19 protein-coding genes and 3 pseudogenes are annotated in these 21,288 nt (G+C 44.9%); 4 read left to right on the plus strand and 18 right to left on the minus strand.

Annotation, left to right across the window (positions count from 1 at the left end; genetic code table 11):
- Window positions 1-346: 346 nt before the first annotated feature.
- Entirely contained in the window at window positions 347-658 is a 312-nt protein-coding gene (locus tag QUA43_RS28770) for a hypothetical protein (RefSeq protein WP_333378954.1), read from the plus strand.
- 156 nt (window positions 659-814) lie between these two features.
- Here the strand turns inward: QUA43_RS28770 and QUA43_RS28775 are convergent, their stop codons facing one another.
- The 13 genes and pseudogenes from QUA43_RS28775 to QUA43_RS28835 all read right to left on the minus strand — a co-directional run bounded on the left by QUA43_RS28775 (window position 815) and on the right by QUA43_RS28835 (window position 12,212).
- The gene (locus tag QUA43_RS28775) at window positions 815-1,399 is read right to left on the minus strand and encodes an HAD family hydrolase (protein WP_333378956.1); all 585 of its coding nucleotides are present in this window, start codon (window positions 1,397-1,399) and stop codon (window positions 815-817) included.
- Window positions 1,353-2,036, minus strand: a complete 684-nt coding sequence (locus QUA43_RS28780; RefSeq protein WP_333378958.1) for an SIS domain-containing protein — start codon at window positions 2,034-2,036, stop codon at window positions 1,353-1,355. Before QUA43_RS28780 ends, QUA43_RS28775 begins: the two co-directional genes overlap by 47 nt.
- Window positions 2,033-2,779: a sugar phosphate nucleotidyltransferase gene (locus QUA43_RS28785; protein ID WP_333378960.1), complete on the minus strand. Its 747-nt coding sequence runs from the start codon at window positions 2,777-2,779 to the stop codon at window positions 2,033-2,035. The genes QUA43_RS28780 and QUA43_RS28785 overlap by 4 nt, the downstream gene beginning before the upstream one ends.
- Window positions 2,779-3,909 (minus strand): 3-dehydroquinate synthase family protein, encoded by a 1,131-nt coding sequence (locus tag QUA43_RS28790; RefSeq protein ID WP_333378962.1) that lies wholly within the window; start codon window positions 3,907-3,909, stop codon window positions 2,779-2,781. Before QUA43_RS28790 ends, QUA43_RS28785 begins: the two co-directional genes overlap by 1 nt.
- A 95-nt stretch (window positions 3,910-4,004) precedes the next feature.
- Complete coding sequence (locus QUA43_RS28795) at window positions 4,005-5,309, minus strand: DegT/DnrJ/EryC1/StrS family aminotransferase (RefSeq protein ID WP_333378964.1); 1,305 nt, start codon at window positions 5,307-5,309, stop codon at window positions 4,005-4,007.
- Window positions 5,287-6,054 carry a glycosyltransferase gene (locus tag QUA43_RS28800; RefSeq protein WP_333378966.1) on the minus strand — a complete coding sequence of 256 codons (768 nt, stop codon included), beginning with the start codon at window positions 6,052-6,054 and terminating at the stop codon, window positions 5,287-5,289. The genes QUA43_RS28795 and QUA43_RS28800 overlap by 23 nt, the downstream gene beginning before the upstream one ends.
- Window positions 6,055-6,454: 400 nt before the next feature.
- Entirely contained in the window at window positions 6,455-7,927 is a 1,473-nt protein-coding gene (locus tag QUA43_RS28805) for an MATE family efflux transporter (RefSeq protein WP_333378968.1), read from the minus strand.
- Between the two features lie 339 nt (window positions 7,928-8,266).
- A pseudogene (gene tnpC / locus QUA43_RS28810) lies at window positions 8,267-9,205 on the minus strand (IS66 family transposase); the annotation flags it as partial.
- 357 nt (window positions 9,206-9,562) lie between these two features.
- A complete protein-coding gene (locus tag QUA43_RS28815) occupies window positions 9,563-9,826 on the minus strand; it encodes a transposase (RefSeq protein WP_333378969.1) in 264 nt (87 codons plus the stop codon).
- 162 nt (window positions 9,827-9,988) lie between these two features.
- Window positions 9,989-10,156 carry a hypothetical protein gene (locus QUA43_RS28820; protein ID WP_333378971.1) on the minus strand — a complete coding sequence of 56 codons (168 nt, stop codon included), beginning with the start codon at window positions 10,154-10,156 and terminating at the stop codon, window positions 9,989-9,991.
- Window positions 10,157-10,651: 495 nt separating this feature from the next.
- On the minus strand, window positions 10,652-10,789 hold the full coding sequence (locus QUA43_RS28825) for a hypothetical protein (protein WP_333378973.1): 138 nt from the start codon (window positions 10,787-10,789) through the stop codon (window positions 10,652-10,654).
- Window positions 10,790-10,848: 59 nt separating this feature from the next.
- Window positions 10,849-11,286, minus strand: a complete 438-nt coding sequence (locus tag QUA43_RS28830) for a hypothetical protein (protein WP_333378975.1) — start codon at window positions 11,284-11,286, stop codon at window positions 10,849-10,851.
- Window positions 11,287-11,504: 218 nt separating this feature from the next.
- Window positions 11,505-12,212, minus strand: a pseudogene (locus QUA43_RS28835) (IS1 family transposase).
- 663 nt (window positions 12,213-12,875) lie between these two features.
- On the opposite strand from QUA43_RS28835, the gene QUA43_RS28840 reads away from it, so the two are divergent.
- The 3 genes from QUA43_RS28840 (at window position 12,876) to proX (ending at window position 16,227) form a co-directional block, all read left to right on the plus strand.
- The gene (locus tag QUA43_RS28840; protein ID WP_333378977.1) at window positions 12,876-14,069 is read left to right on the plus strand and encodes a glycine betaine/L-proline ABC transporter ATP-binding protein; all 1,194 of its coding nucleotides are present in this window, start codon (window positions 12,876-12,878) and stop codon (window positions 14,067-14,069) included.
- Window positions 14,070-14,185: 116 nt separating this feature from the next.
- Entirely contained in the window at window positions 14,186-15,178 is a 993-nt protein-coding gene (locus tag QUA43_RS28845; protein ID WP_333378979.1) for an ABC transporter permease subunit, read from the plus strand.
- On the plus strand, window positions 15,175-16,227 hold the full coding sequence (gene proX / locus QUA43_RS28850; RefSeq protein WP_333378981.1) for a glycine betaine/L-proline ABC transporter substrate-binding protein ProX: 1,053 nt from the start codon (window positions 15,175-15,177) through the stop codon (window positions 16,225-16,227). The genes QUA43_RS28845 and proX overlap by 4 nt, the downstream gene beginning before the upstream one ends.
- Window positions 16,228-16,252: 25 nt before the next feature.
- Here the strand turns inward: proX and QUA43_RS28855 are convergent.
- The 5 genes and pseudogenes from QUA43_RS28855 to QUA43_RS28875 all read right to left on the minus strand — a co-directional run bounded on the left by QUA43_RS28855 (window position 16,253) and on the right by QUA43_RS28875 (window position 21,283).
- Window positions 16,253-17,318, minus strand: a pseudogene (locus tag QUA43_RS28855) (ISKra4 family transposase).
- Between the two features lie 156 nt (window positions 17,319-17,474).
- Window positions 17,475-18,590 (minus strand): glycosyltransferase family 4 protein, encoded by a 1,116-nt coding sequence (locus QUA43_RS28860; protein WP_333378983.1) that lies wholly within the window; start codon window positions 18,588-18,590, stop codon window positions 17,475-17,477.
- A complete protein-coding gene (locus QUA43_RS28865; protein WP_333378985.1) occupies window positions 18,587-19,312 on the minus strand; it encodes a PIG-L family deacetylase in 726 nt (241 codons plus the stop codon). The genes QUA43_RS28860 and QUA43_RS28865 overlap by 4 nt, the downstream gene beginning before the upstream one ends.
- 56 nt (window positions 19,313-19,368) lie before the next feature.
- On the minus strand, window positions 19,369-20,196 hold the full coding sequence (locus QUA43_RS28870; protein WP_333378987.1) for a class I SAM-dependent methyltransferase: 828 nt from the start codon (window positions 20,194-20,196) through the stop codon (window positions 19,369-19,371).
- A 22-nt stretch (window positions 20,197-20,218) separates the two neighbouring features.
- On the minus strand, window positions 20,219-21,283 hold the full coding sequence (locus QUA43_RS28875) for a radical SAM protein (RefSeq protein WP_333378989.1): 1,065 nt from the start codon (window positions 21,281-21,283) through the stop codon (window positions 20,219-20,221).
- Window positions 21,284-21,288 lie beyond the last annotated feature (5 nt).

A 21,288-nucleotide genomic window follows, 5' to 3' on the forward strand; every position in this document is an offset into this window, starting at 1 on the left:
TTGCGGTCAATATTATTTAATAGTTGAAGATGGGTAACTCGGAAAACAAACCGGAGAATATTGTTGAATAAATTCAAATAATTGGCAACAGAACAATCATGTTGCCGGAATTGTGATGTCTAATTCATGGAAAATTAGTTCAGATATTGCCGAAGGAATATATTAGGAAATATCTGTGAATTCAAATTTGTTATATCTCGCTAAAATCGCAAAATAATGATACTAAAATTAGAAAAGGTAGGCACAGATATTTTTTCTACAGTGAATGTATGAAAATCCTTAGTCATCAAAGCCAGAACTGCGGAATGTGGGGTGGAAAGTTCGTCTCGCGCTGGAAACACAGCAAATGGAAACGGAAGCTCTACCGCCATCCGCAAAATCAACAGCATCGCTAACATCGGAAACACTACCAGCAACGGAAGCTGCATTGCCAGCAACAACACCGCCAATACCGGAAGCACCCGTGCTCGAACCCATCCCCCTTCAATCAAAGGAAAGTAGCCTGACTCACCGCCTGCAAGCACCCGACAAAGAAGCGACTGTCAGATTTACTGTTGATATGTCCGTCGGGAGAACACCGCAAGCTGTCGATGTTGGCGGCAAAGACGGGCGCAAGAAAGTGGACTCTGGGTGCGGATGCGGTTGGAGGATGGGTTGAAGGAGACGGACGGATAAAAGCGATCGTTCTAGCCCGCTTCAAGGTAGCGAAAAACTTCTCCAAACCGTCGAAATCTTGTAGCGGGCTGGTGGCATAGTGGCTGGCCCACTAACCCACATTCCGCACCCCCAACTGGCACATACGCGGATTGAGGGTTTAAATAGAAATGCTATCTTGTCTCAAAATTATCTGGGCTGCATCCAATATATCCGAGGCTAGAAACGATATTTGGCTGCAATCTTGGCATTCGAGAGAATACAGTCCCGTCTTCAACAGGCAACTACCTTTGCAACCAGCGTTTGCACCTGCCAGCACGTCACTGATCGAGTCGCCAATCATCCAGCTCTTTACTAGAGAGAGTCCTAAATCCTGGGCTGCTCTTAGCAACATACCAGGTCCCGGCTTTCTGTCAAAATACTCAACTTCACGCAAGTCCGAAGTGTGGGGAACGTGAGTGGAAAAGTAAATGCTGTCCACCCTTGCTCCCTGCGTAGAAAGGAGCTGCTCCATTTTGTCATGAATAGCTTTTAGTCCCTCCACACTGAGCATCCCCCGTCCCACCACTGACTGATTGGTTACCACCACGCAGACAAATCCTGCCTCCTGTAAAAGACAGAGAGCCTCAGATGCTCCTTGCTCAAGTGCTACTTGCTCTGGAGAGCAAAGATGATGCACATGTTTGATGAGGGTGCCATCACGGTCTAAAAAGACTGCCGGTCTGAGATGGGAGTTTATCTGCATGAGAGTCTCGACCTATTAAAGATTCTTTAAGCATTCCGCTAATAGTCTGGCTGAGCATATGACCCACAGCTAGCTGAACATCCTCGATGACACCATAGTTGTCGGAGGGAATAGTGATGTTGCAGTCGGCTATCTGAGCAACCTTCCCCCCATCAAAGCCAGTAATTGATACGGTACACATATCCAGGTTTTGAGCTGTCTTGCAGGCGGCGAGGATATTGGGGGAATTGCCCGATGCCGTGAGCATGATGAGTACATCGCCAGGTCTGCCATTTTCCTGAACCTGATAGCTGAAGATTTCAGCAAAATCGAAATCGTTACCCAGAGCAGTAAGTATGGCAGGAGACTCGGCTAAGTTGAACACTTGGAACCGACGTTGGTAATAGCGGAAAGTGCTGGTAAGATCGCAACGATAATGAGCTGCGTTGCTAGCACTGCCACCATTACCTACTAGCAACACCTGGGCTTCTCGGTTTACAGCGTCAAAAATTATGTGAGCTATCTTTTCTATCGCTGCAAAATCAAGAAGGGAAAGCACATTTCGCAAAACCTCTACATAGTCTCGGGGTTCAGCAATCATAGACCGGGATTGATGATTTTCTGGCTTTAAAGCCATAGGATTTTGTACACTATTCATAGTACGTCAGAACCTACGCATCGAAAACTTGACACATCGAAAAATTGAGTAACATCTTGCCGGAACACATCCAACCTAGCTGGCGTTCCAATATCATAAAAGCGCTGTCCGCTCACGAAAGCTCGTATCATCCTTGAAGCTACCAGACGCGGGAAAACGTCCTCTTCTAGACTGGAAGGAATATGTTGGGGAAAGGAGGCTACATGATGGCGACGCAACAGCAGTACACCGGCATCAACATAGCCAAAATTTTGATCGGGCCTGTCTTTGAGATACTGCCCAACGTGACCCTCAGAATCGACTTGCACATTGTTAGGAACGGGCAATTCCCCTCGGTTGGGATAGACAGTCATTAAAGCGGTGAGTGTATGTTCAGTAGCGTACTTAAACATGAGCGAATAATCGCAAGGCAGAAAAGAGTCGCCATAAATCACAATAAAGGAGTCTCTAAGCTGAGAGTAGGCGTTGTACAAACATCCTGCGGTGCCGTAGGGTGTTAACTCTAGGCTGTATTCAATATCGATTCCCCATTTGCTGCCATCCCCGAAGTAGTCTCGGATTTGTTCCCAGCGATAGCCGACCAAAAGCAAAAAAGAGGTAATTCCCTGGCGGAGCAGATACTGAATCTGATATTCCAAGAAAGGACGATCATGCACGAGTGCCATGACCTTCGGTAAAGTGTCGGTCAAAGGAGCTAGACGAGTTCCCCGTCCACCGGCTAGGATAACTGCCTGGTCAAACATCAACTAACTCCTCCATCCCATATATTCGCTTGTTCACAGTTTCTCCTCTGAAAATACTCCCATGCATCTCTCCGAGCCTGTTCTATAGCGGGAATAATTTCGTCCTCACTGACACCAACTAGGGGTTTACCCTCAGTGATCTCAACCCTTCCTATCGACCGCAACAGAACAAAAGGATGCTGATCTTTACTGAGAGTGAGATAACCGTGTTTGTTATCCCTCCGGATAATATTGATAGTAGTATCCATGTCGAGATTTTGCGGAAATTGTAGGTTGCCATTGACGCTGTTGATCAGCTCGTAGTGCAGCCAATACTCCTGTTCGCTCAACCACCCCCGCTTGAAGGAAATGGCAGATGCCACAAGCATTCCCAGTCCAACAGCAATACCGTGGGACAGACCATAATCCTGATACTCTAGAGCATGACCAACGGTGTGTCCGTATTCCAGAGAAATGCCTATGTTCTTTTCATCGGGATCGTGCAGCAGTAATTTCTGTTTAGCCTCAATTCCCAGAGTTACAAGCTGCATCCAGGTGGAAGAACTTTGAGGCTGATTGATGAGGGAGAGCAAAATTTCAATATGCTCGGCATCAAATACCAGACAATTCTTGATCAGTTCATTGATCCCGGCAATGAGTTCCAACTCAGGCAGGGTTCGCAGAAAGTTAACAGACACAAAGCTGGCAGCAGGCAAATAATACATGCCAAAGAGATTCTTTCCGCCCCGACCATTGACCGCTTGTTTGAGAGAAAGGATGGAATCAGACATGGCTAGGAAGGATGTGGGCAGATGTACCAGGGAAAGGCCCCGATAGAGTAGTCCGGCTACCATACCTGCAATATTCCCCGTTAGTCCGCCACCCAGAGCCATGATGATACTGCGACGAGTCACGCCTGCGGTCATCGCCGTCTCCAGCAGGCGGTTGACCAACTCTAGAGTCTTACATTGCTCACTTGGTTCCACCAAAACACTTTCGATGGGAAAGTGATACCCGTAGCGGGAGACGATTTCCTTGCCATGTAAATTCCAGACATGGGAATCAGCGATGAAAAAGAGTCGATCTGGATTTCGTTGGGCGCAAAACTCCATACACTGCGGATGCACATCCTGTCCTACGAAGATAGGCATTGACCGCTCAGCGAAGAAAAAGTTGATTCTGATTAGCTGCCCCTCTACTTGAGAATGCTGTCGGTTATGGTATGTCACTATCGTGTTTGGGGGCATCATTTCATTTCCTCATAAACTTTTTTCAGCGCATCGGCAATCAGCTCCATGTCCTTGCGCTCTGCCAGGAGGATGGAGTGATGCAGAAGCAGGGTTTTGCCATAAACCTCTTCTGCATGGGGCAGCGTGAAACGCTCTTTGCACACCGCCTGCCGAGCTTCGGCACATTGCTTTACCCAGTGTTTCTCCTCGGGAACATAAAGAGGATGACGATTTAGTGGCACATACGGCTGATGAACCCAGACACCAAGCTCAGCACACAAAGCTTCACTAACCCAGGCAAGAGAACGCCCCCGTAAAAACTCTTCATTTAGGAAAAAGGCGAAGTGATAGTAAGTCTCTTCGTCGTCGGGGTCGTGAAAAGTGGGAATAGACAGTCCCGGTAGCTGCCCCAACAGTTTTGTCAAATAAGCAGCATTTTCCCGGCGACGGGCGTTTTGAGCCTGCAAGTCCTTCAGTTGGGCTGTAAGGATCGCCAGTTGAATATCAGAAAGGCAGTAGTTACGCCCAGCCACCCCACCGCGTTCCCACAATTGCATCTTTCCCAGCGCTTGTACATCCGGTATAAAGCTTCTGCCGTCGGTGCGTAGGCGATAGATCAGATCGGCAAGTTCATCATCATCGGTGACACAACATCCTCCCTCTCCAGAGGTCAGAGGTTTACCCTGTTGCATACTGAAAGCTCCCACTTTGCCTATGCTCCCTACACATCTTCCGCGCCAACGGGCTCCATGAGCTTGGGCGCAGTCTTCTATCAGCACCAGATCGTGCTCTGTAGCAATGCGGTTCAAAGCAGCCATATCGGCGATACGACAGTATAGATGAACCACCAGCACCGCCTTGGTTCTGGATGAGAGCAACCGCTGCACTGATTCGGGGGCAATGCACATGGTATAAGGATCTACGTCCGCCAAAACCGGAACCGCCTGTTGTGCCAGCACCGCATAGGGACAGGCAACCCAGGTAAGTCCGGGTACAATGACCTCATCTCCTGGTTCCACGCCGCAAGCAGCTAAAGCTAGTTCTAGAGCTGAGGTACCGTGATCGGTAGGGATGCAGTTCTTCACCCCCAGAAAATCGGCAAAAGCGGCGGCAAATATCTGCTCCTGAGTAGACTTCCCATTGGTAAAACCGCTAATCGTCCAGCGACCGCTACACAAGACATCAATGACCGCTGTTTCCGTTGCGGGATTGGATTGAGGCCATGTGGGCCAAGGCTTTTGACAGACAGGCGTTCCCCCATTGATGGCTAGTTTGCTGGATTCGTAGGTTAGCCCTGATTCAGTTGATGTTGGCTCTAGCATTAGAAACACCTCCCAGGTAATAGCGGATAGTTGCCTTCTGGGTACACTCAAAACGAAAATCGCTTCGCAGAATTTTTTCTAGCAATTTGTCGTCCTCACCCACCTGATTTGCCAGTTCCTCCTCTGTAAATTCCGGGTTGAACCCAAGGCGACGCAGGGAATCGGTGCGAAACAACCACTCATTCATGTCTACGGTGGCTACATTATGCGGATCGTCCGAATTTCGGGGACCATCATACACAATAGAGTCTCCAGGGCGGATCAGCTCATTTTTCACACACCAGCGGTATAAGGACTCCGCAAAATTCTTGTTTGGGTTCCAGGGGTAGTAATCCCCTGCGAACGGAGAACCATCGGGGTAAACCAATAACCTCCACGAATATACAGCATCTAGTTGCTGGGCTTCTATGAGATTAAACAAACTGATCAAATGATTCGGTAGAATTTCATTGTCGTCGTCCAAGAAGCAGACATATGGCTCTTGTATTATCTCCAAAGCCGCCTGACGGAGCTTGGCCATACGAGGAGAAGAATGTTCACCATTATAGGGATTGGTGATGGAAACCCAGTTAACTAGCGTCTCCCTCTTTGCCACATCGGGGGTGTCCTTAAGAGCTTCAACGCGTTCAGAAAATACGTAATGGACAAAGGGCGGTGCATCCTGCTGAGCTTGAACACTCTTGATACAGCGCACCAGCTCCCGTTCTCGGTCGAAACAGAAAGTGACAATGGCAATTGTCTTCATATTTGCTTAAATACTGTCCAGAAAATTCATAGCACGAGCAGCACCGCTTAACTTGAAAATTTAAAAAATTTTCCAAGAACCCGTGGGAATTGAGAGCGGAAAAAGTGGCGGAGCTATGCTGGAGCGCACCGAAATAGATGCCTTACGGCGACTAATTGTAAATAAATATTTCTAAGTATTGCTTTAATTCAAACTTTGTGAATCAAAAAAGAGTCAGTCCTAACAAATTCTGGGCAGAATTGCTAACTGTTGCTGAGAAAGTGACTTCAGGCTCAAACGTATTGTCTAAGCATCAACAGTGTTGCTCAACTTCCTGCTGAGCCTGTGCTTGACACTATCCAAAGGTGTCTGTTTTTTTTGCGATCGTACTATTAGCTGTCAATGGGGTAATTGACTATTCTCAACTAATGGATGCTTGAACGTCGTCTAAAGGTGGGCTACTAATGGCGAGATCGCGCTCTTTAACATTCTCAAAGCTAGCAAGCTTTCCAGATATCACAAAATAAAAACGCCAAATTAAAATCACTGCAGAGATTGCTGGACCTAGAATTAAACCCCACCATAAGCCGATACCTCCCCAACCTAAAGTTAGTCCCATAAGATAGCCTCCACCCAAGCCAACACTCCAAAAAGTCAAGAGGTTAATCAACATAGGTATGCGGGTATCCTGTAATCCTAGTAAAGCCCCAACAGCAATCATTTGAATACCATAAGCAATTTGGTACAGTCCCGCCAAGTTGAGAAAAGAAGTTGCTGTCTTAACCACCTCAGTATTATTTGGATTATTAATGTCCAAATAAATTGCCACAATGTGGTCAGAAAATAGCCAGAAAATTAGTGCAACAACGAACGTGAATATGGCACCAAAAGCCATACCGACAGATGCCGCTCTTCTTGCGGCTAAAGGTTCTCCCTTCCCCAGCATCTGCCCTACTCTCGCCACAGTAGCACAGGTAATAGCTGCGGGAATCGCCATAAAAATTTCTGCTGTTTGGATAGCAATTTGATGGGCTGCTAACATCACTGTTCCCAAATACCCCATCAGCCAAACTGTGACATTTAACAGTGCTATTTCCGTTCCAAAGTGAATCCCCATAGGCCATCCAGTTTGAAAACTTTTTACAAACATAGCCTTGTCAAACTGATGCAAATAGCGAAAAATCTGGTAATCCTTAAAGTTTGGGTGAAAAGCAAGGAAGGCAGCAGCAGCTAAGAAATTCATCCAAAAAATGAGGCTACTTGCCCAGCCTATCCCAGCTAAACCAAGGCTGGGAAAACCAAGTTTACCGAACATCAGTACGTAATTAGCTGGTATATTCAATAACAATCCAGCCACCATAATTATCGTGACAAATCGGGGTTGCTTGATAGCAGAGGCAATGTCTTTTAAAACCAAGACACCTACAGCAGCAGGAAAGCCCCAAACAATCGCCCGTGAATAGGTTTTTGCTAATAGTACATTGCTTTCTTCTTGACCCAATAGAAGCAGGATGGAGTCACAATGCCAAGTTAAAAGCATCACGGGTATGGAGGTGGCAGCTACTAGCCATAGTCCCTGACAAGCGACACGACCTATTTGGTCTGTTTTGCCCGCCCCAAAAGCCTCGGCTGCCATTGATCCTACTCCCGAGGTAATTCCATAGACAACATACAATGAGCTAGAAAAGGTGATTGCACCTAATGCACCGGCCGCTAAACTTTGAGTACCAAGTAAGCCCATCATTACTACATCTACGGCATTTATCGCAGTGTCACATAGTTGAGTAATTATTAAGGGAACCACCAGTCGCAGGCTTTCTAGAGCTTCTGATAGAAGCTCTGACTTAAATCTCGTTGAGGTTATCTGCATTTTGGCAACACAACTCTTTTTCATTTAGGACAAGTTAAGGAAGTTTTGATTTGTGGTTCTACCGAACCTAGTATGTAAGAAATCGCGGAAACGCTTATGTAGAGATAGTTTGCCTAAAAATTAATAAAAAGAAAACTATCATAAACTCAAACCCTTGCCCAATCACGCGATTGGCTGTTTCTAGCACACATCAAGCATAGCAAGTTCGGTAGAGCCTGATTTGTTAATTACTACATCTAGAGCGTCGGTTCAGCAATCCTAATTCCGGGTTAGCATAACCGCATCGGTTGACATAAGAGTCCTACTGTTCCTTTCATTTTATGAAATTTTGTAACTTAAATCAATCTGGGTAAGGATTCAGGTCTAAATTTGAGGAATTAAAGATGGTTCTTGCAGCTCTGGATTAACCATCGCTTTTATAGCTTGCTCAAAAAAATCAATTAGGGAACGTCCTTGACGACGACAAGTTTGTACAACCGTTAATAAATTGGCAGTATGTTTAAACCGCTCCATTGAACGGGAACCGCCACTAACCTTTCTTTTTGTTACTGCTAGCCGGAGTGTTCGCTCTGCTAAGTTATTGTCTGGAGGTACCTCTGGATGGTCTAAAAAATACCACCATTGATCTGTTTTGGCTCGTAGTGATCGCAAAAGCTTACTGGCTTCTCAAGAATGCGAGTGCAATCCACTTATCAATAGAGGACTTAACTTTTAGTTTAAACTCCCAAGCCCAAGCGAACAACTCACTTATATTTTGGTTCTCTTGGAATAAGCTGTAATTCTTAAATGCTTCGTCAATCAGCTTGACAAACATTTCCCCAATTTTTTGATTGTTCAAACCTGGAAGCTGGATTAGTTTTTTAAAGTGACGGCGTAGATGGGCTAAACATTTATGCCCTTGCTTTCACGTCATAACCGTTATAAACTGAATAATCGTCCGAGCTAAGTACACCACTGTAGTTCAAACCGAGAATGGTTTCTAGTTCTGCACTCGTCGAGTGTATCGGCAGCATGAAATAAAGCGAAGTTTGTCTGAGCAAAAATCCACAACCATTCTTTCACACCCTTTACAACCCAAGGTGTCTCATCGGAGTGAATATTTGGCTGTGTTTGCTGTATCCAATTTTTGAGAGAGCTAACGCTTTTGTCAAATGCGGCATCTATTCTTTCATTAGTGGTTACTAAGGTTCCCACCCCGATTTCTATCTGACCGAGTTCCCACAAAAGCTCTTGTTGTTTTTCATAGGATAGATGCCCGTAGTTATTTGTCCATCCTAAAAAAGCTTGTAGCCCTACTCCTACCCCTCTTTTGTCACTTTCGGCAAAAAATAATCTAGAATGCTTATAGCATAAGACTTTTACCAAAAATCTTGATTTCAGCCATTCTGTTAGAAAATAAACGCTCAAATGCTCGCTCTATCTACAGTTAAAATTTTGTCTATTATTTTTCTTTTTTTCAGAGTGACAAAAGAGGGCTACAGCACTTCCGGATGTTATGAGGTACAGTAGCAGCAATTAGTAAACCAGTTTTTAAGATGTTTCGGATTAATTAAGTCAAGAGCCACAGCAATTATGGTGTCAACCATTTTAGTGGTGGTTGGTGAAAACTGGATCAATAAAGATTTAAGTTGCGACCACCATAATTCAATTGGATTAAAATCAGGAGAGTATGGACAAACACAAGATAGAAGCACCCACCGCTTCAATGATATGCTTAATTGAATCTAGTTTATGCGCTGGTAAGTTATCCATCACTACTACTGCTCCCGACCACAATTGTGGCACTAAACATTGCTCAATAAATACCTCAAATGCTTGACCATCCATTGAGTTATCCATTGTCATGAGTGCCACTACTCGCTTCAAACTAATTGCACCAATTACTGTGACTTTTTTCCCGGGCGTAAAAAGGTTTGACCGCATAGGCTCTCGTTCCTCGTTGGGAACGTGCATGAGTTCGGGTTAAGCCTAGCAATACTCCCGTATCATCTAAAAAGACTAGATTTTTTGGGTCGATATGCTTAACTTTTTCCCAATACTCTAACCGTAATTTCATGACTCTTTCAGTAGCGGCTTGGCTACTTCTCACTGTTTTTTTTTACGATTTAATCCCAACTTTTGTAAGGCGTTACACATGGCTGTTCTACCCACCCAATTTCCGGTCTTCTGGGCAAATAACTCACACAATTCTACTAAGGTTGCATCGGGATGTGCTGCCACTATTTCTCTCAAAGAAGCTGTGGAATTATTCAACTGACTGTATCTCGGTTTCCCCCTGGGTTTCGGCTGTAAATTTCCCTCTATTTTTTGTTGCTTGACAAGTTTTTGAACTAAGCTTTTACTGACGGAAAATATCGCTGCTGTTTTTCTGATCGACAGCTTCTGATCTTGATGGGCTGCTACTATTTTTGGAAAGCAAATCTACTGAATATGCTTTCATTGGTGTATTTTTTTAATCTCTTCTTATTGTACCTCATAACACCCGGAAGTGCTGTAATGCCCAAGATGCTAGATAAATTTCGTTTCTGTCGGAGATTACACCGGCTTTCCGGAATAATGGATAACCTATTTCATCTTTTTAAAAACTCAACGTATGCTGTCTTAAAATTATAAATTCTTAACTGACGACCGAGCGCTAATCCCAACTGGAACAAGAATCCGAGGAGTAAGGAACTGATAAAACTTGGCGCTGCAAGTGCGGCAAAGTCAATAGAGTCTATTATCAGGTTATTCTTGATGATTATCTTTTCAATAAGTCCTGCTAACTACTCCTAGCCAAGTTGCTAGCCATTTCAGCGGCGATTTACCGACTCTCTCCGCTTGGTAGCGATCGCACGGATAACTAGCAACTTGGGGTAATAGCCCAATTAGTCTCTCCCGAGTCATTGATTTTTTGGAGGTTCCTGGGTTTTACACTGGGAAGTAGTCTCAACTCCAAATCCAAGCTAGGACGCTAAATGTACAGATACATTAGGAGGGATACCAAGCTTAACATCGACAACAATACCTTTGAGATTTGATATATTTAGTTGCTGTTGCAGTTCCTTGGTGATTAGTAAAGCGTTGAAAATTAGCACCAGTAAATTGTTGCCTTGATGCTCTGCTATCAGTTTTTGAACAGCATCCTTGTTAATCCGCTCTACCGAACCAACTAGGGAGGTTCTGATCTCTGGCAATAGACCCATTTCTACTTCAAAACTACCTACACTTAGACCGAGACTTTCCGCAATTGGGAGAACATTTTTGTATTCGTCCAGCACGGCATTCAATTGTGCTTGTGCAGCCGCAGAAATTTCTATAGCCTGCTCCTGAAGTTTACCTGTAACTTCCTGCGCTTTACCCTTAGCACTCTGTACGGGGTTGGTTAGCTTTTTGATGTCCATGATTAATTTTTACAAAACTTCTTAAAATATACACTAAAATCTCCGAGGCACGTGGGCATAAATAAACCCAACCCTGTTAATATTTCGCAATATACATTGACTGGGCGTGATGGGAGCTTTCGCTGGGATAGGTAGGGTCGAGGGAGTGTTACTACTCATCGGTGTCAACTTAAGCCCAAAGGCTAAAGCCTTGGGCTATACAAACCGGCGTTGCTGAATCAAGGTATGAATGCCCCAGGAATGGGAATATTGTGAAATTTCAAGTAATGTATTAATAACTTAATAGAATGCTTGAGCATTTTTTCACATTTAGAATAACAAAGAGTCTTGCGATGTAGTCTGGCTATCCGGATGTCTTAGTCTTGTATTTTCTCCTTCTAAGGAGTGTCATATAAGTCTTACTGATAATCTGATCTCCATCAGGAATAAACATGGTATATACAGATTATCCATCAGTTACATAAAAGTAGCATTTCCATGCACTTACTTGCTCCCATAGTGGTTCAAATGTCTTAGCACGCACTATCCCCTAATACCCATCCTAAAATTCCTGGTTGAAAGTGGTCAACCGCTGTCCACAACCAGATTTTGTCTGTTTTTTATTACATAAGTTTGTAATTCATCGAGTTTACCAACTTCTGGAATGACTTCAGGGTCATAAACATCTGGTAACAGTTTCCCGACTTGTTTTACCCCATTTATTACGCCCGGTATGATGAACTCCCTTAACTCGTTCTATCGCCCGTAAACCCATACCATTGACGTACATTTTTAGGCAATCACGTTTGATGCTCTCGCTATAACCAAGGGTGGGGTTCATACTGATTGATGAATTGACGACCACATTGGACACAAATGTGATTCTGTTTTCCTTTCTTCTTGCCGTTTTTACGGATATGGGTTGATTTACATTCTGGGCATTGCATAAATTATTCCTCCTATTCATACTCTAACTCAGCAACGCCTACAAACGTTGGGCAAAGCCTTTCCCGCAGGGTAGTCCGCCTGCGCGGACTCGCATTTCAAGCCCTTCGGGAAGCCGCTAGCGCATCTATGTTCGTGTAGCTACAAGCTTCCAACCTGTGGGCATTGATAAGAAGTTGTTACCACGTTTAGGTTTCACCTTAAGTTGACACCAATGGTTACCACTCCCCTCCTACTGAAGTCGAAGGGAGATGTTGCCACCTCCCAACTCTCTTCCGAACTGTGCGTGCAGTAGGGTAGGTCGCCAGCGAGTTATCTTGGTAGACACTTTTCCAACGACCCTCCAAACTATACATGATCGTTTCCGTGTGATGTTAAGCTTGGTATACTTCCTGATGTATCTGAACATTTAGCGTCCCAGCTTGGGATCTGGAGTTTAGACTATCTACTCTTTCAGAGCCGTGGTGTAAACTTTTTATAAAACGAGTTGACTTAACTTTATAAAGTTTGGTGTCTAAAGATTTATTTGAGAAATCAGCTTTTATTCTCCGCTGAATATCTGCTTTCTAAATACACTCTTAGAGGACTCATGTACCTATTCGCTAATTTATCAAGTTTCGTGGCAGCAAGTAACCAATTAGATCTGGTAGAGGCTAGATAGAGAAATGGATAGTTCACAATCTAAAATTAGAATCAAAAACTTAATCAAAATTTATGGAGAAAGACCTCGTGGTGCTTTAAAGATATTCCGTGAAGGTGGAAGTAGAGATTCTATCTTGAAAACAACCGGAAATTTGCTGGCTATTACTGATGTTTCTTTCACCGTGAACCAGGGAGAACTGTTCGTGGTTATGGGGTTGTCCGGTTCGGGAAAATCGACCCTAGTTCGCTGCCTTAACCGTCTGCTCACTCCTACCAGCGGGCATATCTACATTGACGGTGAAGACATTGCCCACCTTAATGAGAAACGGATGCGAGAAATTCGCCTGACAAAAATGTCGATGGTGTTTCAGCACTTTGGCTTGTTTCCCCACAAAACCGTTGCTGAGAATGTCGAGTATGGTTTGAAAATGCAGGGGATGGACAAAGCCAAACGCCGCCACAAAACCTTAGAAACTTTAGAAGTGGTCGGTTTAGCCTCATGGGCAGATTATTTACCCTCTTCACTAAGTGGTGGGATGCAGCAACGGGTTGGTTTAGCCCGCGCCTTAGCAACAGATGCTGAAATTTTACTGATGGACGAACCTTTCAGCGCCCTCGATCCGCTAATTCGGCGAGGAATTCAAGATGAATTGTTGCGCCTCCAGAAAAAACTGCACAAAACGATTGTGTTTATCAGCCACGATATTCACGAGGCACTAAAAATGGGCGATCGCATTGCCGTCATGAAAGACGGCTACATCGTCCAAATTGGCACGCCCGAAGAACTGATCACCCAACCCGCTGACGACTACATCCGCGCCTTCATCCAAGATGTCAACCGCGCCCAAGTCCTCAAAACTGGGTCAATTGCTCGTCAAACGATTCCCTTGATTCTCGGTCAAGACTTCGCCCAAACAGCGCTGGAACAAATGATACACCACGACCTTGAACAAATGTATGTTCTGGATTGGCACGGCAAACCCGTTGGTGTTGTCAAAAAACAGTTGCTCAAAGCAGCACTGCAAACAGGTAGCGAAGACATCACTCAAATCATGCAAACGGACTTTCCCAAAGTCAAAGCCTCAACCAGCCTAGAAAATATTTTTTACCTCTACCAACAAGGACTCCCTGTAGCTGTAGTCGATGCTGAAGGAAAATTTAAAGGTGTGGTTGAACAGTCCGATGTTCTTGCCAATATCGGCAGACTCAGCCATTAAAGTGCCACTAAGAACGGCTTTTCCAAAACAAAACAACAGTCTAAAGAGCTGGAAGTTTTAAATTAAATCGGATTTACAGTAAGTAGCAACCGATCACACGTAGGAGGCACTCAATTGTGTTAAATTCCTTGACTTATTTCCTCGCCAAGAGTCCTGGAGCGCTAGATATTATCCTCAACCCCTTCCAGCTTTATACTATACCCCTTGATGATTGGATTAATACTGCCCTTGATTTCATTGTTCAGAACTTTCGCCCCATCTTCCAAGTCATCCGCTATCCCTTTAACTTAGTGCTTGATGGCATAGAATTCGTTTTTCTGTCCCTTCCCCCCCTAATCTTCCTGATCGCGATTGGTTTAATTGCATGGCAAGTAGCTGGACGCAACGTTGCGATTTATAGCGTTGCTGCCCTCACCCTGCTCGGTTTTCTCGGAACGTGGGAGCAAACAATGGCAACCCTTGCGCTCGTGGTGACTGGCGTAGTGTTTTGCACTCTGGTAGGTATTCCCTTGGGTATTGCCTGTGCTAGGAGCGATCGCCTCGAGCGATTTGTCCTGCCCATCCTCGATACCATGCAAACCATCCCCCTGTTTATCTATCTCGTCCCCGTCGTCATGCTGTTTGGCATTGGTAAAATTCCCGGAGTGATAGCAATATTCGTCGTGGCGGTACCGCCCCTGATTCGTCTTACTAACCTGGGTATTCGGCAAGTTTCCCCGGAAGCCGTGGAAGCTGCCAAAGCCTTTGGTTCAACCCCCTCTCAAGTGCTGTGGGAAGTGCTTCTTCCCCTCGCTATGCCCAGCATCTTGACAGGGATGAACCAAACGATTCTGTTTGCATTAGGAATGTCGGCAGTAGCTTCGATGATCGGTGTAGAAGGACTGGGATTGAAGGTGTTAGATGGTCTGGCTCGCTTGGATATAGGACTAGCTGCCATAGGGGGACTAGGTTTTGTCTTGCTTGCCATCATGCTTGACCGAATCGTCCAAGCTGTGAGTGGTGCCAACAGCCAAGGAATTTGGCAACAGCGAGGCCCAATTGGTTTTCTCTTGTCTCAATGGACGGTCAAAAATACAAACAATATTAGTCACAGCCAATTCAAGCAATGAATCTATTCAAACAAAAATTTACTTTGGCTACAATCGTAGCGGCGTCGATTATGGGATTAATCGCCTGCCAACAAACTCCTCAAGCCACTACCAAATTGACTAATGGTCAATCAACAGAGATGCCTGGAAAAGGAGTGAAAGTACGCCCTGGCTATGACGGAGATGAAAGATTCCTTACAGAAATTGTTGGTATAGGTCTGGAAAAACTCGGTTACGAGGTTGAAAAAATCAAAACAGTTTCTCCTCCTGTTTTGCTGCACGTTGCTATTGGCAATGGTGACTTAGATTTCACGACGAGCCACTGGGAAAAGCTCTACGATAAGTTCTTTGAAAGAGGGGGTGGGTCACAGAAATTAGAGAAAGTAGGAGTTATTACTCCTAATCTGCGGCAAGGTTATAAGATAGATAAAAAAACAGCCGATAACTATAAAATTACTAACCTCGCGCAACTCAAAGACCCAAAACTTGCCCAGATGTTTGATACAAACAGAAACGGTAAAGCGGATATAGTTTATTGTCCTGTAGGTTCGGGCTGTGATGAAGTAATAGAGAATCACTTAAAAGTCTATGGACTCCAAGATACTGTTGAGTACGCGAGGGGAGACATTGGCACTCAAATTGCAGATACAATTGCTCGTTATAAACAAGGAGAACCAGTTCTTTACTACATCTGGACTCCTTCATGGCTGGATGTAGATATGAAAGATGTAGTCTGGTTAGAAGTTCCCTTCACTTCCTATCCAAAAAGCATGGGAAAGTATACAGAAAAGGATACTTCATTCAAGGGGAAAAACTTGGGATTTGCAGTAGATAGGTTACGCATTGTAGCGAACAAAGAATTTGTGAAGGCTAACCCGGCAGCCAGACGCTTATTTGAACTCGTTCAGGTTCCTATAGAAGATATTAGTGCAGAACTTCATCTAATTCACAAGGGTGAAGATACTCCAGAAGATATGCGTCGCCATGCTAAAGAATGGATTCAGAAACATCAGCAGTTGTTTGATAGCTGGGTAGAAGAAGCAAGAATTACAGGAAAAGCTCCTAAATAGGGAGCATCCCGGTTTTGCAAAAGCCTCAAATGGCTAAGAGGTCGTTGAGGTAGGCACAACGAAGTTTTAGCATTTGATTGACATTTTTTTTCAACCATTGGGCCCCTGAAATTTTCAACCTTCTATCTATTTGTTTAACCGTCGATTCCACCGCTCCCGAGCCGATCGAACAAATCTTGTCTTGTGATAATTGCTCATAGTTAACAATTCGAGAGCGATGCTTTTCTAGATACTTGCAAAAGTTTTGGGCGTTTTTTTTGCGACCATACTTAAATAAATCTAGGGTGGGTTCGACCCGGCCTTGCCACAAAAATTCCTTGGCTTTGGCTAAACGTTTCAACGACCCTCCCACTTTATATAAATTTTCCATTAAATGATACCAATCTAAAATTTCACGTCGGGTTTTACCAGGATTCAACTGGCTCATAATATTCCATATTCCATCATGTCCATCACCCAAACAAGTTAATATATTGGCTAATGGCTGATGGTTTATATAGTTAATTAACTCTTCATTCTCTTGATAGAAAGCCCCATAATAACTTTCATGTAACCGCACAGCTTTATAATCTTGCCAATGAGACCCTTCCCCCAACTTCCCTCTCAGACGGACTTTCCCTCCATCTATGCTTGTTTCTTTGACCTCAATTTTGGCATGAGGTTCTGACCATTCTTGTTTTTCTACCAATCGATGTAAACAAGTGTGTCCTATCTTTACTCCTGTCTGAACTTCCATTTCTTGGGCAGCCTTTTCGTAGGAAAGATTAGCTATTTGACGGAGACAGCATTTTTCAAATAATGGAGATAATCGAGTAGATTTCTTGATATCTAATTTTTCGGCTTGTTTTTCAGTAATTATTAGTTCACCAATACAGCTTTTTACGCTCGCTGGGGTCGTCCTTGTTCTGTTCCCGTTGCTTGTTTGATAAAAAAAAACCGATTTGTGGGCCCACTTTTTCCAGCCATTGTTGCCTGAGATGCTTTTCAATATTTTCCAGACTGGTCAGTTCACCTGGGGGTGTATTGTTATACAAAATTTTAGCAATTTCTGCCGTACAGGATTGCAACCGCTCTAGTTCTTCAGGGGTCATGGCTCTTTTTCTCGACTTTTTTTGACGCTTTTATTGATTTTAACTATTTTACGCTTATTCGGATATTTACAAAACCGGGATGCTCCCTCCTAAATAACTCTTTAGGCCATGATAATCTTGGCAAGAGTTTGACTATGTGCGCTGCAAGCGGATAGTTTAAACTCCGGTTGGTAGCCTGATTTCTGAACTCAAGACCCGATCATAAAATTGAACGAGTTGTTCTGCCCGTAGTTTGGAATGCCAGCAACGTTCATAAGCGGCGCGAGCCCGTCTACCATCACGGCGTAACTGCGCTGGATTTCCCATTCGCTGCTCAATAGCTTCTGCTAGCGCTCTTGAATCTCCAATAGGCACTAAATCAGCCCAGTCTTCGCCATCAACCAGCTCTGGAATGCCTCCCACAGTCGTAGCAATGAAAGGCCGTCCGGAAGCGATAATCTCAATTAAAGACAGAGGCAACCCTTCCAATAAAGAGGGAAGAACAAACAGCGCACAGCTTTCTATAGCTACATACATATCCTCGACATATCCGTGCAGTACAACCGCATCATCCAACTCAAAAGCCCGAATCAGAGATTCCACCCGATAGCGCTCCTGTCCTTCACCAAATATGTGTAACGTTATCTTCTTAGCTTTTCTATCAATCATCGTCATAGCAGCCAGAAGGAATTCTAGCCCTTTTTCTTCAGACAGTCGGCTGATGCAACCAATGTTATTGAGGGCAGTATCTGTAATGTCCATCAAAGGCGGGTCCCACCTATTGTCCAAGGGAGGCAAAGACGGTGGTATTATTTGCAGAGGTTTTTCTGTTCCCCTAAAACGTCGAATGTTCGCCGCTGCTTGACGGGACATAGCGATTATCCCATCGGCTGCTTTAAGAGTATGGTGCTCGCGCTCGCCAACCCACCAAACCGAAGGGGAAGCGTTAGTAGTTTCTGTGACTACTACAGGGACTGTCCGGACAGTTTCCGTTTCTATCCAGGCACAAGCCAACGATTCAAGGGGAATAAAGTGGACTAGAGTGGGTTGCACTCGGAGCAGCAGTTCCGTTAAAGCAGCCACTTTCTCCGTCATATTGTTGTAGGAAGCTAGAGAAACTAGCTTGATTCCTTGATACTCTAATTGACGCTCAAATTTGGGATGAATCGTCCCGGAGGCTACGATTACCTCCACCTGATGTCCCAGCAGTGCCAGAGACAAAGCAGTCGCTACCGTTAGGACTTCAGAGCCGCCCATATGTGTTAACCACTGAGTTGCGATCGCGACTTTCATTCTCCTAACCTTTTTTTTCTGCGCCACACACGTTCCACTGCCAAACCCGGCACGATGCGTCGGGCATGCAATTTTACCAAGTCGATGTCATCCTGGCTAACTTGGGAACCATAAATTTCCAAATTTTTCAGTTTTTTCTCAAACTGTTCACTGATGTCGATAATTTCTGCTTCTGCCGAGCCAATGACTTGCTGTACCCAGGTTTCAATACTGTCTAGCTCCTCAAAGCCAGCATAGGGAACATCTTCATAGAAAATCACTTCCAGTTCGGGTTTTGCCTTCCATCCCAGAACCGCCTTCAGCAGCAATACATGATCGATATGATTGCCAATTGCCAAAGGTACCCAGAGGCGCGTCATTTCTGTTTGCTCATCTAAGAATGATTGGATTGTCTCGATACTCTCTACTGCGCCGGGGTCTTGGCGGTAATCTGTCACTGTAAAAATGGAGTCCTCCAAATCTGGGTATCCTCGCAGAGTGACATCCCTTAACCCCAACCCCTTGTGCTTGAGACCAACTTTGGCTGCGTAGGCAAGATCCTCGGCATCCCGAATGGCGCTGGCTTCCTCAACCGAAGCTTTCGGTCGGGCGTAAGGAACATATAAACCGCGCTGAAACACGGTGACTAAAGTAGCTGTAATTTGACTGATATATCCCTTTAGCAGGGCACCACCAAGGGAATAGGCAATATCGTCGGCATGAGCGGAAAGGAGTAAATTCATTGTTTCACTGAATTCTTTTAACCATAAATTATGTGTCCTATATTTAACTCCTATCGTTACACCTTATAAAATTCCAAAGACATCCCCTCTTGGTAGCTAGCCTCGTTCAACGGGTTAAGACGTTGGTGTGCTAATCCCAGCTTCAATCCCACATCCTCCGCAGCAGCAGCGAGTTCTTCTAAACGATGCAATCGCTGGCGTAGGGTGCGGTAGATTGTTTTCTCAACAGTGCCATCAGGCAAGATCCATTCAAAAATCTGAGTGCTGGTCAGGATGCACTTATTTTCGTCGTAGTTTTCTACGGAACGCATAGCAGCCGATCGCTGCTGTCCAGATGGCGTTGGCACTTGGTGAACAATACCGAAGAAATACATGGGTTTGGGAAAAGGCTGGGTGGCTGTTGCAATGCGCTGTTGACTCCTTCCTCGTAAGTCCGTGAGGAAACGACCACCCGGTTTAAGACTGTGGCAAATATTTTTGAGGGTGGAACGCAAACTCGACCCATCCAGAAAATGGGTGAGAAAATCGTCTACAGCTATAGCAACATCAAGGGTGCCATCATAAAATTGCGCCTGAATATTCAGATGATGCAGATGGATGTGGCGTTGGAGTTCACTGTCAAGGCGGGCGAGTTTCTGCTGAAAAAAAGAAACCATATCGCTGGAACTATCTATTGCATATACTTCATAACCATCAGCCGCCAGCGGAATAGCTAACCGACCCGTTCCACAACCAACATCAAGTATCCGGATTTCCCCTTGTTTAAGAATGGAACGGTAATATTCTACGGTTTCACCGCTATCAGCATCGCCGGAAGCAGAATCGAGCAGCGCTGGCTCATAAAAGAGCTGCTCCCATGGGCAACACAATTCTTCACTGACCATTGTATTTTTCTTTGCTCGTTTTTCAAAGTTGCACACGATAGGCTGACCAACCCGGTTCTACCCAGTCTTCCAAATCCATGTAGCGTTGGTCATAACACCAATTGCAGTCGCCACAAATTGAGATCTGCTGCTTTTGGTGGAAGCGCTCCAAGTGTTCCTGTCGCAGTCTCACCATTTGTTCTCCATTCCAAAAGCTATCGAAATCAACCTCGCCCCACCGGGCAAAGGTAAATTCCTCCACACCATTGAGGTGGTCGCAAAATCCCATCCGACCCCTGGCATTGACATAAAGATATTGCCAAGGATGAATGCACAGCTTTTGCGTCGCCAGAAGGTATACATCCTCCTCAATCATTGATGCCGAAAGTTCGATGCGTGCCCCTGTCTCCCTAGCGAGTTCCCGCAGTGTTTCCATTTCCTCTCGCACCTCTTTGGTAAAATTCTTGAGGTGAACAGGGTCTTGATCGGAGGTTTTGATAGGTTCTAACTTGAAACGGTTAATACCTAAATCGAGTCCTATGCGAACGATATTTTTAATATCAAAAATATTTGAACCACTGGCAGTAATACAAAAGTAGACTTGTTGTTTGGGGTCATATCCTGCCGCTTCAGCGGCTTGCACTAACTGTTGCACATTAGCAAGAGTTTTCTCTAACTTGCCACCAACGCGTAGCTGTTCATACAACTCTTTGTCTGCGGCATCAATAGATACACCGACTACCACCCCAGTTTCACCAAGTCGTTGCCAAACAGATGGCTTGTTTACTGTGGCATTAGTAATCAGCTTTTTCTTCAGGGGAAATTTGAGGGAATAGTCGAGATAGTCATCAAAGGACGGCAGCATTGTACTTTCGCCCCACCCTCGGAGGTCTACGAATACGGCATGGGGAAATAGGGTGTCTGCAATCTCCTTGAACGTTTCCAAGGGCAGCACATCGCCTGCAACGGCAGACTGGCGGCACATCGGACATAGAAGATTGCAGCGATCGGTCAACTCTATGTAAAGGGCTTTGGGATACTCGCTACAGTGAGGAGAGGGGTAGGTTCGTCGCTCCGGTTTGAGTTCAACATTATGGATACTTAGCATGTGCG

This window comes from Microcoleus sp. N9_B4, assembly GCF_036701635.1.
Lineage (GTDB): Bacteria > Cyanobacteriota > Cyanobacteriia > Cyanobacteriales > Microcoleaceae > Microcoleus.

Excerpts from the sequence above, each read along its gene's own strand:
- QUA43_RS28775 (WP_333378956.1), bottom strand. The coding sequence starts at position 1,399 with ATGCAGATAAACTCCCATCTCAGACCGGCAGTCTTTTTAGACCGTGAT.
- QUA43_RS28800 (WP_333378966.1), bottom strand. The coding sequence starts at position 6,054 with ATGAAGACAATTGCCATTGTCACTTTCTGTTTCGACCGAGAACGGGAG.
- QUA43_RS28785 (WP_333378960.1), bottom strand. The coding sequence starts at position 2,779 with ATGTTTGACCAGGCAGTTATCCTAGCCGGTGGACGGGGAACTCGTCTA.
- QUA43_RS28780 (WP_333378958.1), bottom strand. The coding sequence starts at position 2,036 with ATGAATAGTGTACAAAATCCTATGGCTTTAAAGCCAGAAAATCATCAA.
- QUA43_RS28770 (WP_333378954.1), top strand. The coding sequence starts at position 347 with ATGGAAACGGAAGCTCTACCGCCATCCGCAAAATCAACAGCATCGCTA.
- QUA43_RS28830 (WP_333378975.1), bottom strand. The coding sequence starts at position 11,286 with ATGGACATCAAAAAGCTAACCAACCCCGTACAGAGTGCTAAGGGTAAA.
- QUA43_RS28870 (WP_333378987.1), bottom strand. The coding sequence starts at position 20,196 with ATGGTCAGTGAAGAATTGTGTTGCCCATGGGAGCAGCTCTTTTATGAG.
- QUA43_RS28840 (WP_333378977.1), top strand. The coding sequence starts at position 12,876 with ATGGATAGTTCACAATCTAAAATTAGAATCAAAAACTTAATCAAAATT.
- QUA43_RS28825 (WP_333378973.1), bottom strand. The coding sequence starts at position 10,789 with ATGACTCGGGAGAGACTAATTGGGCTATTACCCCAAGTTGCTAGTTAT.
- QUA43_RS28865 (WP_333378985.1), bottom strand. The coding sequence starts at position 19,312 with ATGAATTTACTCCTTTCCGCTCATGCCGACGATATTGCCTATTCCCTT.
- QUA43_RS28790 (WP_333378962.1), bottom strand. The coding sequence starts at position 3,909 with ATGCCTATCTTCGTAGGACAGGATGTGCATCCGCAGTGTATGGAGTTT.
- QUA43_RS28860 (WP_333378983.1), bottom strand. The coding sequence starts at position 18,590 with ATGAAAGTCGCGATCGCAACTCAGTGGTTAACACATATGGGCGGCTCT.
- proX (WP_333378981.1), top strand. The coding sequence starts at position 15,175 with ATGAATCTATTCAAACAAAAATTTACTTTGGCTACAATCGTAGCGGCG.
- QUA43_RS28815 (WP_333378969.1), bottom strand. The coding sequence starts at position 9,826 with ATGCGGTCAAACCTTTTTACGCCCGGGAAAAAAGTCACAGTAATTGGT.
- QUA43_RS28805 (WP_333378968.1), bottom strand. The coding sequence starts at position 7,927 with ATGAAAAAGAGTTGTGTTGCCAAAATGCAGATAACCTCAACGAGATTT.
- QUA43_RS28795 (WP_333378964.1), bottom strand. The coding sequence starts at position 5,309 with ATGCTAGAGCCAACATCAACTGAATCAGGGCTAACCTACGAATCCAGC.
- QUA43_RS28875 (WP_333378989.1), bottom strand. The coding sequence starts at position 21,283 with ATGCTAAGTATCCATAATGTTGAACTCAAACCGGAGCGACGAACCTAC.